Raw genomic sequence first — 12,079 nt, forward strand, 5'->3', positions numbered from 1 at the left:
GAGTCGATCCCGTTTTCCGCCCGGCGCGGTTCCGCGGAGGTATGAAGGAAGTGATCCGCGCTCGAGGACACGAACACGTCAGCGCCGACCACGCGAGCACGTTCGAGGTGACGACCGACGACTACCTCACCCCCGCCGGCGATTGCATCCTCGCGATCGAGGCCGACCGAGCACCCGCGGACTTCGACCCCGAGTTCGTCGACGCCTGTCGGGACGCCGAAGCGACGATCACCGTCGAGATCGAGGCCGACGGCCACCGCGAGTCGGTTGAAGGGCGGGGCGACCCCGACCTCGAGTTCACGAACGAGCGCAGTGCGGTTGGTCGCACCAGCGATTACGTGGACGACCGCACGATTCTGGTCGGCGCCGAGTTCGCGGCTGAGGGATTCGACCGAGAGCTCGTCGACGCGCTCGCGGACGGTGCCGACGTGACCGTAACGATCGCGGTCGAGTAAGGCCGGAGCCGGCTTTTTCGGTCGTCGACTCGAGGCGCTGCCGATTCCGCGGCGATTTTGCTCCTCGAGACCGAAGGCGAGGACATGAATGACGACGGGGAGCCGTCGGTCAACATCAGCGGCGGCGAGACGGGCGGCGGGGCCGCCGCGGAGTTCGATCCGGCGACCGCCGACACCCGCGCCGAGCGCGTCGTCGACCGCCTCGGCGAACTGTACTGGCAGAAAACGTACGGCGGGCAGGACGCCTTCACCTGTCTCGTGCGGACGATCCTGAGCCAGAACACGAGCGACGTGGCGAGCCAGCCGGCCCACAACGCGTTGATCGACAGATACGGCGGTCCCGAGAAGGATCTCGCGGAATCGCTCGCCGACGCCGAGCAGTCCGAACTCGCCGAAACGATCAGCTCTGCGGGCCTCTACAACCAGAAATCGAAGATGATCGTCGGCGCCGCCGAGGAGATCCTCGAGGAGTTCGGGTCGGCCGCGGGGTTCGACGACTTCATCCGGGAGGAAGAGCCCGAAACCGTTCGCGACCGGCTGCTCGAGATCCACGGCGTCGGCCCGAAGACCGCCGACTGCGTCCTGCTGTTCGCGGGCGGGCGCGGCGGCGTCTTCCCCGTCGACACGCACGTCCACCGCATCTATCGGCGACTGGGGATCGCTCCTGCCGACGCCGACCACGAGGACGTTCGGACGGTCCTCGAGCGCGACGTTCCCGCCGCGAAGTGCGGCTTCGGTCACACCGCCTCGATCCAGTTCGGCCGCGAGTACTGCACGGCCCGCAAGCCGGCCTGTCTCGAGGATCCCGACGCCTGTCCGATGGCCGACGTCTGCGATCAGGTCGGGGTCTACCCGGAGACGGGTGAGGTCGTCGATCCGGCCGACGCGCCGGAGTCCTGACCGGTCGACCCGACCATCGAGTTCGCCCTGTTCCCGATGGTACTCGTCGGGGCGGTCTCGTCCAGTTCCTGGTTTTTTCGGGGCGACGACGATTCGGCTATCGCTCGAACTCACCCTCCTCGTGACGACGTGGATCGGGCGAGTCGTCATCGTTCCCGTTCTGGTCTCGGCCCGGCTCCCGCTCGAGGGGGTCGGCGAACGAGCCTCGAGTCGCTGCTCGAGGCGCCGTTCGCGGAGCGCTCGAACCGATCGCTCCGGGCGTTGCTCGAAACCGGACTCGCATTACTGGGAGCCGTCGCCGCCCCCGGCCATTCGCCGCTGACGCTCGCGGTCGTCGGCTGCTACCTGCTCGCGGTCCCGCTGTCCGTCGGCGTTCGCGTTCGAGCGGAGACCGGGTCCGCGTCCGAGGCGGAGTCGCCCGGCGACCGGCCCGACGAGGACGACTCCGGGCAATCGACCGACGACTAGCGACGCCGGAACGGCGGCAATTCGCCGGCGAGAGCTCGATACGGCGACCGATCCTCGCGATTTTCATCGGCTATTATTACCATATCATAACGCCTTTATGTTACAATCCGGGTACCAATGGCTGCAGACCCACACCGGGATGCAGAAACCAGCGACACGAAGTCAGCGATCGGATCTTCAACCGACTCTCGAGCGAGCCCGACCTCGAGGCGCCGTTTCCTGTCCGCTGCGGCGGTCGGCTCGGCGACCGCGCTCGCAGGCTGTGCCGAACTCGCCGGCAGCGACGGCGAGGACGTGTTGCGGGTGAGTGTCTGGAGTCGTTCGGCCGGCAGTCCGACTCGAACCGGGCGCTGCTGCTTATGGCCCCGCTGCTCGCCTTCGAGCTGCTGGTGTTCGTGGTCCCCTTCTTTATCCTCCTGCGGATCAGCCTCGCGGAGGAGTCGAGCGACCTCGTCTACGCCGAGGGGACCTGGACGCTCGAGGCCTACTCGAGCGTCCTCACGAGCGATCTCCTCTGGAGCATCGTCGGCTACTCGTTCCTGCTCGGAATCGTGGTCACGGTACTCTCGGTCCTAGTCGGGCTGTTCTACGCGTACGCGATCTGGCGGTCGACGGGGCTCGTCAAGTCGCTGCTGCTGTTCTCGGTCGTGCTTCCGCTGCTGACTACGCTTGTCATCCGAACGTACGCGTTCAACCCGCTGCTGTCGCCGTCGGGGACGTTCAACGAGCTGTTGCTCTCGCTGGGCCTGATCTCGAGCCCGATCCAGTTCGTTCCCGGGACCGTCGGCGTCGTCGTCGGCCAGCTCTACATCGTGCTTCCCTACGCCGTGCTGGCGATCTACAGCGTGCTGGCGACGATGGACTGGCACGTCGTCGAGGCCGCACGCGACCTCGGCGCGAACAGGCCGCGGTCGGTGCTCGAGGTCGTCGTCCCGCAGGCGATGCCCGGCGTCATCGTCGCGGCGGTGATCTCTTTCGCCTGGAGCGTCGGGGCCTACGCCGCACCCGATCTGCTATCGGGCAACATCACGTTCGCGATGCAGGTCGAAGGGCTGATGCTCTCGGACATGCGCTACCCGCTCGCAGCCGCGTTCTCGGTGCTCATGTTGCTGTTGATGCTCGTCAGCATCGCGATCATGTTTACCGTCCTCAACCGGATCGGAGGTGAGTTCGAGCTTGCGTAGAGAATCGCTCGAGACCGCGGCGTTTCACGCCGGCTACCTGACCCTGCTGGCGCTCATGCTGTTGCCGCTGCTGGTCGTCGTCGTGACGTCGTTCTCCGGAACGGGGCGGCTCGCGTTCCCGCCCGAGAGCTACTCACTGGTGTGGTACGCCGAGTTCCTCGACAGCGTCCGGTGGCTCGACGCCTTTACGAACAGCCTCGTCATCGGCGTCGGCACCGCGCTGGTCGCGACGCTGCTGGGCGTGATGGGGGCGTTCGGACAGGAGATCGACGACGGCTCGCTGGGAACGGTGCTGGCACCGCTGGTCCTGATCCCGCTTTTGATCCCGCCGGTGATCCTCGGGATTACGCTGCTGATGTACTTCAACGAGGTCGGGCTTCGAGGCTCGTACACGAGCATCGTCCTGGCCCACACGCTGTGGGCGACGCCGCTGGTCTACTTCGTGATGCGGTCGGTGTTCAGCCGGTTCGACTGGCAACAGCTCGATGCTGCCCAGGACCTCGGCGCCGGGCCGGTCCAGTCGTTCGTCCACGTCGTCCTCCCGAACGTGAAACACGGGATCTTCGTCGGCGGGCTGCTCGCCTTTATCATCAGCCTCCAGGAGTTCGTGATGGCGCTGTTCCTCTCGACCCCAAGCACCGAGACGATCCCCGTCCTCGCCTGGACCGAGATCCGGCAGGCGCTGGATCCGATGGTCAGCGTCGTCTCGACGTTCCTGATCGTCATCTCGGTCGTCGGGATCCTCCTGGCGGTGGTCGCGACGAACCTCGAGTGGCTCTCGAAGCAGCTCTCCTGACGGGAGCACGGGTTCGGTATTCAGAAATTCGCGTCACGTATAGGTGAACGACGTCTCAGCTCGATCCAACCGTTCCTTCTGCGGTGGCGCGCGCTCTCGGCCGTCCGAACGCCAGTAAGGACGGTCGACGACGCTGTGCGAGGGATGAGCGAGGGAGCAACGCGACCGAGTGAATCGGCTGGGGAGGGTGTGGCAATCCCTTGTGTTCGTGTGAGCAGGACCTGCTACTCGTCCGTATCGCTCTGAAAGCCCCTGGCACGCTCGAGGGCTGCGACTCGCTGCGCGCTTCCCTCACTGCGTTCGGTCCAGTGCTTGCGTCGTCTCGCTCCCCGAGCGGGCCAGCCCCTTTCAGTCCCACCCAGTGGTGGTTGGTCGGCACTGCAGACGTATCGCCGGCTGTTCCATACGCCCACCTACGCAACGAATCGACCGATCATCTCTCCACCCGAGAGCAACAAAACTACCTCGTCGACTACTGCTATAGCGACTCCGACTCAGTAACTGAACTGGATCAGCGCCGAGCCCGCGAGGACGATCATCGACGCCGACGCCTTCTGGGCCAGCGTGAACGGGTCGAACTGCTCCTCGAGCAGCGCCGGCGCGAGCTTCGACAGCGCGAGCGCGCCGACGAACACCATCATCACGTCGAGTTTGGTGATCGCGGTCGCCAGCGAGACGGGCCCGTGCTCGAGCGCCCGGATGAACGTAAAGAGCCCGACGGCGTTCAGCAGGCCGCCGACGAGCAGCAGTTTCGTCCCCTTGGTGAGCCGCACGCGCCCGGCCAGCAGGTCGGCGGGATTCGGTTCGATCCCCTCTCTGCGAAACGGGACGACCGCGGCGATCGAGAGCAGACCGCCGAGGCTGATCCAGAACAGGATCTCGACGGTGCCGAAGCCGTCCGTGAGGACCTTCATCCCCGTGTTGAACACCGCGAAGGCGATCGCGGCGAGGACGGCGACGCCGACCGTCGAGAACGTCAGGCTCTCGCGGATCGAGCCGGCCGCCCGGTCGTAGGAGATGAACAGCGCCCCGAAGACGACCAGCCCGACCCCGGCGTAGACTCCGGAGGGGAACGCCTCGTCGAGGATCACGAATCCCAGCACGAGGACGAAGACGGTCTCGAGCGATAGCGCCGGGACGAACCGGGAGACGTCGCCGTTGACCAGCCCCCAGTAGTAGACGCCGTAGGCGATCGTCGAGACGACGCCGAACCCCAGCGCGATCGCGATCGGGACCGGCTCGGCGCCCGCCACTCCCTCGCCGCCGACCCCGGCGAGGCTATTGCGGATCGCGGGCCACTCGAGTGCGAGCCCGACGAGGACGTAGACGGCGTAGAAGGGGATGCAGTTGTAGATCGCCAGTGTCAGCGGGTCGTCGATCTCGACGCCGCTGACGACCTTCGACAGCAGCGCGATCACGGCGTAGATCCCCGCGGTCAGGAAGGCATAGAGGAACCAGGTCGACATCACGGGCGACTCACCCTTCCGCCGGCGTCGCTCGCGGTCGATCGATCGACGTCGCAATCCTCGAGACGGCGCCCGCGGTCGTCGCGTTCCATCGTTTCTGACGGAGTGGTTCGAGTTCCAAGAGTGCCTTGCAATACGTATCCACTGTCACCCCGTCGCACGACCCCCGACGGTTCGTCCTCCGAACGGCGGTCCGGACCGTCCAGCGACGGTGGCCGACTCGAGCGCGCGGCGCCGTTCGAGTCGCGGGCTCGAGTCACGGGGGAGTGAAGGCCGACCGCGCGGCGCGGGGATCCCCGCGCCGCGTTGCGGGCCTGGTGGATTAAAAGGGCGAGACGAGCGAGCCGATCAGGGGTCGCCGAGGGCTTTCAGAGGAAGCGGAACGTCTCGAGGTTCTTCGGCGAGAACGTCCGCATGTTGTAGTCGTGGTACAGCGCCGAGGAGAGGTCCTGCACGGAGCGTTCGTCGCCGTGGACACAGAGGACCTTCTCGGGGCGCGGGTTCATCGTCTTCACGAAGTTCTCGAGGCCGGCCCGGTCGGCGTGGCCGGAGAAGCCGTCGACGGTCTCGACGTTCATGTTCAGCGAGAGGGTGCCGCGGCCGCCGCCGTTGCCCATCGCGCCGACCTCGCTGGTCGGAATCTCGTCCCAGCCGTTCTGGATGCGTCGACCGAGGGTTCCCTGGGCCTGGTAGCCGACGAACACGAGCGAGGAGTCCGGGTCGGGACCGAGGTGGCTCAGCCAGGACATGATGGGGCCGCCGGTGACCATCCCCGAGGTCGAGAGGATGATACAGGGGCCGCCGTCGGCGACGTCCTGTCGTTCTTCCTCGCCGGCGTCGATGTGGTTGAACTCCTCGGCGAGGAACGGGTTCTCGTCCTCGTGGAAGATCCGATCCCGCAGGTCGTCGCGCAGATACTCGGGGTAGGTCGTGTGGATCGCCGTCGCCTCCCAGATCATCCCGTCTAAGTGGACGGGCATCTCGGGGATCTTGCCCGATCGCATCGCCTCCTCGAGGACGAGCATGATCTCCTGGGAGCGCCCGACCGCGAACGCGGGGATCAGCACCTTTCCGTCGCGGTCGTGGGCCTCGTTGATGACGTCGACGAGCTTCCGCTCGGAGTCCTCCTGGTCGGTCTGGTAGTCGTTGCGACCGCCGTAGGTCGACTCCAGTACCAGGGTCTCGACTCGCGGGAAGTCGTTGACGGCGCCGTTAAAGAGGCGCGTATCGTCGTAGTGGATGTCGCCGGTGAACGCGACGTTGTAGAGACCGTCGCCGACGTGGAAGTGCGAGACGGCCGATCCCAGGATGTGGCCCGCGTTGTGCATCGTGAGCTTGACGTCGGGCGCGATGTCGGTGACGTCGCCGTACTCGAGCGGGATGGTGTGTTTGATCGCCTCGCGAACCATCTCGGACTCGTAGGGCGGCGTGCGTCCCTCCTTGGCGGCGACGTCGAGGTAGTCGAGCGTCAGCAGTCCCATCAGGTCCCGCGTGGGCTCCGTACAGTAGATCGGGCCGTCGTAGCCGTACTTGAAGAGCAGCGGGATCAGCGCGGAGTGGTCGAGGTGGGCGTGGGTCAGGACGACCGCGTCGATCGTCTGGGCGCCCGCACCCAGGGCCTCGGGTGCGTGGAGGTACGGCACCTCGCCCTCGGCGCCGGGCTTGTCGCCGCAGTCGACGAGGATCCGGGTCTCGGGCGTCGAGAGGATGAAGGAGGCGCGACCGACCTCGCGACAGCAGCCCAGCGTCGTGATACGGACGTACTCGTCATCGGACATCTCCTCGCGATGGATCTGGCGGCCCACCCGCTCGAGAATGTCTCGGCGGTCGTCCCGTTCCTGCTTGAGGAAGCTCCGAACGTTCGAGACCGTCGAGGACTCGATCGGCGGCGTACGGACGACCTCGGGCGTCCAGCCGACGCTTTTGGTGATGTCCCGAAGCGTCGAGCCGTGACGGCCGATAACCATGCCGGGTTTCTCGGCCTCGATGACGACCTCGCCGGTGTCGGCGTGGAAGTCCAGATCGGTGACGCCGGCCTCCTCCGGGATGACGTTCATGATCTGCTCGCGGGCCTCGTTGGGCCGCGAGAGAACGCTCGGGTCCGGGCGGACGGTGATCCGCTTGCGAAGCTTGCTCGCGAGCTTCCGGATGAGGTCGCCCTGCTGGGCGAACTCCTTCGGGTCGCGCGTGTACACGACCAACTCTGGACCTTCGTACTTCACCGAGGAAACCGAGATATCGTTCGGTAACTCGCTCGTGATCTCTGCTTTCAAATCGTCGAGTTGCTGCTCTACAGTGCTCATAATCGCCAGTTGTCGATTGCGTGAACTCGCCGACGGGGGGACGCCGGAGTCGCCGAAGCGAACGCACCACCGCGGGGACCGTCGACGGGTCGCCGGTCGCCGGTCGTCGGCCGCTGCAGTGATACTGCCGACGACCTCGAGCGACGGTACCGTCGGACAACGGAGGGTCGGTTCCGTCCGGTGTCCCGAATCATTGTGTGATGGTTCGTCCGACGAAGACGTACCCAGGTCGGTTATCCTGGTTCGTGCGGGAAGATTCCAGGGAGAACCCGCTTACCCGTGGCTATTCTTTGCGTGGTATAAAAGCCTTCGCAAAAACCAGGGTAGTTCGGCTCGAAGTGACCGTATGCATCTCACACCGGAGCGCGTCGCCGCCGAGTACGAGTGGGTCATCGAACGAGCCGACACCGTCGTCCCGATCATCAACGACGTGCGCGACGACCTGGGATCGATCTTCGAGACCGACGTCGATCCCGTCACCGAAGACGCCTACCGCGGAGCGGTCGACGCCGTCTTCGCCGACGGCGACCTCGCGGTCAACGTCGCCGCGATGGTCGCGATCCTGCGCGAACTCGACGTCGAGGGCGACTACCCCGGCTTCATCGTCGACGAGATCGTCGGTCGGGAGCTGGCGGCGACGATCGCCGGCACCCAGCCGCTGCGAACGCTGGGCGAGGCGACGTTTCACTACGCCGACCTGCAGGTCCACGGCGACGAGAGCGAAAACGCGGGCGTCGACGACTGCGAGGCGGCCCTGGCCGCGGGCTTCCAGGAGCGCCTGCCGGGCTGGAACTGGACCGAACGGGAGAGCCCCTTCGGCGTGCGGTAGGGACTCGAGGACCGCTCAGTCGTCCGTTTCGAGGTCCTCGTCGGCTTCGTCTCCATCCTCGTCGGTCGGCTCGTCGCCGTCGTCCGCGCCGTTTTCCTCGTCACCGTCGTCGGCTTCGTCCCCTTCGGGTTCGTCCCCCTCGGCTTCGTCGTCCTCGGGTTCCTCCTCGACGTCGATGTCCTCCTCGGGATCGGCCGGCTCCGGCTGCTGTTCCTGCTCCTCGAGGATCCGATCGTAGGCCGCGCCCTCGGAGAGCGACGCGATCGGCCCTCCTTTGAGTTCGTCGACGATCGCCTCGGCCTCGCCGTCGATCCGGTAGAGCCCGTACTCGGGACTCGCGTCCTCGATCGTGAGGTCGTCGTCCTCCTCGGCCCGGGACTCGAAGTCGTCGATCGCTTCCTCGACGAGTTCCTGCTGGCGCTGCTGGGCCTCCATCATGTCTAACTCCTCGTTTTCGACCTGCTCCTGGAGCTCCTCGATCTCCGCGGAGTCCGGCCCGATGACGGCGGTCAGGACGTCGTCGTACTCGCCGCCGTCGTCGCTCAACGGGTTGAGGTCGCTGCAGCCGGCCAGCGCCGCAGCGGTCCCCGTTCCGGTAAGCTGGAGGAATCGACGGCGGTTGGGCTCGCTAGTCATTGGTAGCTCGAACGCGTCTCCCCACGAAAATAAGGGTTTTCGATCGCCTCACTCCCGCAGTTCGGATCCCTTTTGTTCGTCAGTCGGCTACCACGGGGTAGTGACATCCGGCATCCGGCCCCCGCAGGCGACGACGCTCGAGCGGCCCGCCCTCGAGGACGCCCGGGAGGCGATCGCCGACGGGATCGAGCGCGAGGCGATGATCACGGTGTTCGGGCGCTGTAGCGTCGACTACGACGGTCGAGCCTCGAGCCGGCTCGAGGCCGGCGACCGCCACCTCATGCTCAAACCCGACGGCGCGGCGCTGGTCCATACCGACGAGGGCCAACAGCCCGTCAACTGGCAGCCCCCCGGCTGCGAGCACGCGGTTCGCTGCGAGGACGGCGCGCTCGTTGTCGAGAGCGTGCGGTCCTCGCCCGACGAGCAGTTGGTCGTCAGCTTCGAGGCGGTGTTACAGGTCTCGACCTTTGCGGGCTCCGATCCGACCGAGCTCTCGGTCGTCGGCACCGAGGAGGACCTCCGCCGGCGGATCCTCGAGGAGCCGACCCTGCTCGAGGCCGGCTTCACGCCGCTTGCGACCGAGCGCGACACGCCCGCCGGCGCGGTCGACATCTACGGCGAGGATTCGGCGGGCCGTTCGGTCGTCGTCGAACTCAAGCGCCGACGCGTCGGCCCCGACGCGGTGAGTCAGCTCCGCCGCTACGTCGACGCCCTGGAGCGGGATCTCCACGCTGACGCTTCGGTTCGTGGGATCCTCGTCGCCCCCTCCGTCACGGATCGGGCCGATCGGCTGCTGGCCCGTCACGGCCTCGAGTTCGTCGCGCTCGAGCCGACCGAGTAGTTACGGCGCGTAGGTCCCCTCGAGCCGTCCCTGCGCGAGGACGTACTCCTCCATCGCGTCTCTGAGGCCGTCGGCGTCGGTTTCGGAACCGAGCTCGAGGCCGGTCTCGAGCGCGAAGACCGCGAATCGGTAGGTGTGCTCCCGGTCCGGCGGGCTCGGGCCGCCGTAGCCGACGTCGCCGAAATCGTTCGTCCCCTCCGCCGAATCGGCGGCGTCCCAGTCCTCGGGGATCGTTTCGGTCTCCGGGGGGACGTTCCAGAGGACCCAGTGGTCCCAGATCTTTCCGGCGGGTTCGACCGCGTCGGGATCGTCCACGATCAGCGCGAGCGACTCGGCCTCGTCGGGCACGCCCTCGATCTCGAGGGGCGGGTTGACGTTTTCTTCGCCGTAGCCGTACCGGTCGGGGATTCGTTCGCCGTCGCCGAACTCCGGACTCGTGACGGTAAGAGTCGCCATCATCCGATGCTCCCACCCCGGCCACGAAGTAAGTTATACCGAGTCACAGTGACATCGGTGTCAGCGCGGACTTATCCCGCTCGATCCACTAGCGCTGGTGATGACAGTTGCCTCTCGACTCACGAGCCACAGCGATAGCGACGACGAACCCCTCGAGCGCACCGAGGCGGTCGCGGAGCCGACCGACGACGAGTCGGTGACCGACACCGCGCTCTTCCGACTCGGGCGCGTCCTCTTCGGGGGCGTGCTCGCGTTCAACGCGATCGACAACCTGCGTAACCTCGAGGAGCGCATCGGCTACGCCGAGTTCAAGGGTGCGCCCGAGCCCGACCGCACCGTCCCCGCGGCGAGCGTCGGCCTGCTGCTGGGCGGGCTCGGCGTCGTCCTCTGGAAACTGCCGGCCGCGGCCGCGCTCGGTATCGCCGGCTTCCTCGCCGGAACGACCCCGGTAATGCACGACTTCTGGAACCAGGACGATCCCGAAGAGAAGCAGCAGGAGCAGATCCAGTTCCTCAAAAACACCGCGCTGTTCGGCGCCGCGCTCGCGTTCGCGCGGGTCGCCCGTCGTTCGAAGTAACCGCAGCCGTTCTCCGCTATACCAGTAGGTAGTAACACGATTTCTTTATTCAGAGTCGGCCGTAAAACTCGTGTTCAGTATAGGGGAACGACGTCTCAGTTCGGTCCGACCATTCTTCCTGCGGTGGCGTGCGCTGTCGACCGGCCGAGTGCGAACGAGGGCGGTCGACGATGCTGCGCGAGGGATGAGTGAGGGAGCGACGCGACCGAGCGAATCGGCTGGGGAGGGCGTGGCGATCCCCTGTGGTCGTGTGAGGAGAGTTTGCTCCTGCAGTTATCACCGCGAAAGCCCCTGACCCGGTCGACGGCTGCGACTCGCTGTGCGCCTCCCTCGCTTCGCTCGCTCGGTGCTTACTTCGTCTCGCTCGCCGACCGGGCCAGCCCCTTTCAGTCCCGCCCGGCGGTGGTTGGCTAAAACCGCAGACACAATGCCGGCCTGTTCCATTCGCACGCTCTACGTAAACGATTCGACCCACTCGGAATCAACACCAAGACTGAATAACGAAACTGTATTTTTGACTACTGATGCGGTTTCGACTACTCCTCGAGTAGCCGTTGTAACCGATCGAGTTCGGTCAGCGCCTCGACGGGCGTGAGGTGGGCCAGCTCGAGCGAGCGGAGTTCGGCCGCGACGTCGTCGGGGAGGCCCTGGCTCCCGCCGTCGGTCGACGCCGGAACGTGGGCGTCTCCCGGCCCCTGTGGATCGGCCTGCGGGGCCGGCCGGCCTCCGTCCGGCTCGTCGGCGTTTTCCGCGACGAGGTCCCGGGAGCGCTCGACGACCGACTCGGGGACGCCCGCGGCGGTCGCGACCTCGACGCCATACGATCCCGTCGCCGCGCCGGGGGCGATCTCGTGGTGGAAGACGACCTCCCCCTCCTGTTGTTCGACCTCGAAGTGCAGCGTGAACGCGGCCTCGAGGTCGTCGGCCAGCTCGGTCAGCGGGTGGTGGTGGGTCGCGAACAGCGTCGTCGCGCCGACCTCGTCGTGGAGGTGTTCGGTGATCGCCTGCGCGATGGCCAGTCCGTCGGCCGTCGAGGTTCCCCGACCGACTTCGTCTAACAGGACCAGCGAGCGCTCGTCGGCCTCCCGCAGAATCGTGGCGAGCTCGTCCATCTCGACCATGAACGTCGAGCGACCGCCCGCGATGTCGTCGCTGGCGCCGACTCGAG

The 12,079-nt window shown here is 66.5% G+C and carries 13 protein-coding genes and 1 pseudogene; 9 read left to right on the forward strand and 5 right to left on the reverse strand.

Features of this window, described 5'->3' with window-relative positions:
* Window positions 1–41: 41 nt before the first annotated feature.
* The 6 genes and pseudogenes from ACNA7R_RS04405 (at window position 42) to ACNA7R_RS04430 (ending at window position 3,803) form a co-directional block, all read left to right on the forward strand.
* Complete coding sequence (locus ACNA7R_RS04405) at window positions 42–455, forward strand: DUF371 domain-containing protein (RefSeq protein WP_416282338.1); 414 nt, start codon at window positions 42–44, stop codon at window positions 453–455.
* 84 nt (window positions 456–539) lie between these two features.
* Window positions 540–1,355, forward strand: coding sequence for an endonuclease III domain-containing protein (locus ACNA7R_RS04410; RefSeq protein WP_416282339.1), 816 nt, complete (start codon window positions 540–542; stop codon window positions 1,353–1,355).
* A 129-nt stretch (window positions 1,356–1,484) separates the two neighbouring features.
* A complete protein-coding gene (locus ACNA7R_RS04415; RefSeq protein WP_416282340.1) occupies window positions 1,485–1,823 on the forward strand; it encodes a hypothetical protein in 339 nt (112 codons plus the stop codon).
* A gap of 117 nt (window positions 1,824–1,940) precedes the next feature.
* Window positions 1,941–2,141: pseudogene (locus tag ACNA7R_RS04420) on the forward strand (twin-arginine translocation signal domain-containing protein); the annotation flags it as partial.
* Window positions 2,135–3,007: an ABC transporter permease gene (locus ACNA7R_RS04425; RefSeq protein ID WP_416282351.1), complete on the forward strand. Its 873-nt coding sequence runs from the start codon at window positions 2,135–2,137 to the stop codon at window positions 3,005–3,007. The pseudogene ACNA7R_RS04420 and the gene ACNA7R_RS04425, both read left to right, overlap by 7 nt.
* Window positions 3,000–3,803: an ABC transporter permease gene (locus ACNA7R_RS04430; protein ID WP_416282341.1), complete on the forward strand. Its 804-nt coding sequence runs from the start codon at window positions 3,000–3,002 to the stop codon at window positions 3,801–3,803. The genes ACNA7R_RS04425 and ACNA7R_RS04430 overlap by 8 nt, the downstream gene beginning before the upstream one ends.
* A 494-nt stretch (window positions 3,804–4,297) precedes the next feature.
* Here the strand turns inward: ACNA7R_RS04430 and ACNA7R_RS04435 are convergent, their stop codons facing one another.
* A complete protein-coding gene (locus ACNA7R_RS04435) occupies window positions 4,298–5,269 on the reverse strand; it encodes an EamA family transporter (protein ID WP_416282342.1) in 972 nt (323 codons plus the stop codon).
* Between the two features lie 368 nt (window positions 5,270–5,637).
* Entirely contained in the window at window positions 5,638–7,572 is a 1,935-nt protein-coding gene (locus ACNA7R_RS04440) for a beta-CASP ribonuclease aCPSF1 (RefSeq protein WP_416282343.1), read from the reverse strand.
* Window positions 7,573–7,918: 346 nt separating this feature from the next.
* Between ACNA7R_RS04440 and ACNA7R_RS04445 the strand changes: the two genes are divergently transcribed.
* A complete protein-coding gene (locus ACNA7R_RS04445) occupies window positions 7,919–8,401 on the forward strand; it encodes a hypothetical protein (RefSeq protein ID WP_416282344.1) in 483 nt (160 codons plus the stop codon).
* A 15-nt stretch (window positions 8,402–8,416) separates the two neighbouring features.
* Here ACNA7R_RS04445 and ACNA7R_RS04450 read toward each other — a convergent pair whose 3' ends face one another.
* Window positions 8,417–9,037, reverse strand: a complete 621-nt coding sequence (locus ACNA7R_RS04450; protein WP_416282345.1) for a twin-arginine translocation signal domain-containing protein — start codon at window positions 9,035–9,037, stop codon at window positions 8,417–8,419.
* Between the two features lie 100 nt (window positions 9,038–9,137).
* Between ACNA7R_RS04450 and nucS the strand changes: the two genes are divergently transcribed.
* On the forward strand, window positions 9,138–9,878 hold the full coding sequence (gene nucS, locus ACNA7R_RS04455; RefSeq protein WP_416282346.1) for an endonuclease NucS: 741 nt from the start codon (window positions 9,138–9,140) through the stop codon (window positions 9,876–9,878).
* Here nucS and ACNA7R_RS04460 read toward each other — a convergent pair whose 3' ends face one another.
* A complete protein-coding gene (locus ACNA7R_RS04460) occupies window positions 9,879–10,334 on the reverse strand; it encodes a YbhB/YbcL family Raf kinase inhibitor-like protein (protein WP_416282347.1) in 456 nt (151 codons plus the stop codon).
* A gap of 100 nt (window positions 10,335–10,434) precedes the next feature.
* Here ACNA7R_RS04460 and ACNA7R_RS04465 point away from each other — a divergent pair, with 100 nt between their 5' ends.
* Window positions 10,435–10,911: a DoxX family membrane protein gene (locus tag ACNA7R_RS04465; protein ID WP_416282348.1), complete on the forward strand. Its 477-nt coding sequence runs from the start codon at window positions 10,435–10,437 to the stop codon at window positions 10,909–10,911.
* 536 nt (window positions 10,912–11,447) lie between these two features.
* Here ACNA7R_RS04465 and ACNA7R_RS04470 read toward each other — a convergent pair.
* The coding region (locus ACNA7R_RS04470) for a MutS-related protein (protein ID WP_416282349.1) at window positions 11,448–12,079 on the reverse strand (632 nt) is incomplete at its 5' end.

The organism is Natronococcus sp., from assembly GCF_047921035.1.
Classification (GTDB): Archaea; Halobacteriota; Halobacteria; order Halobacteriales; family Natrialbaceae; genus Natronococcus.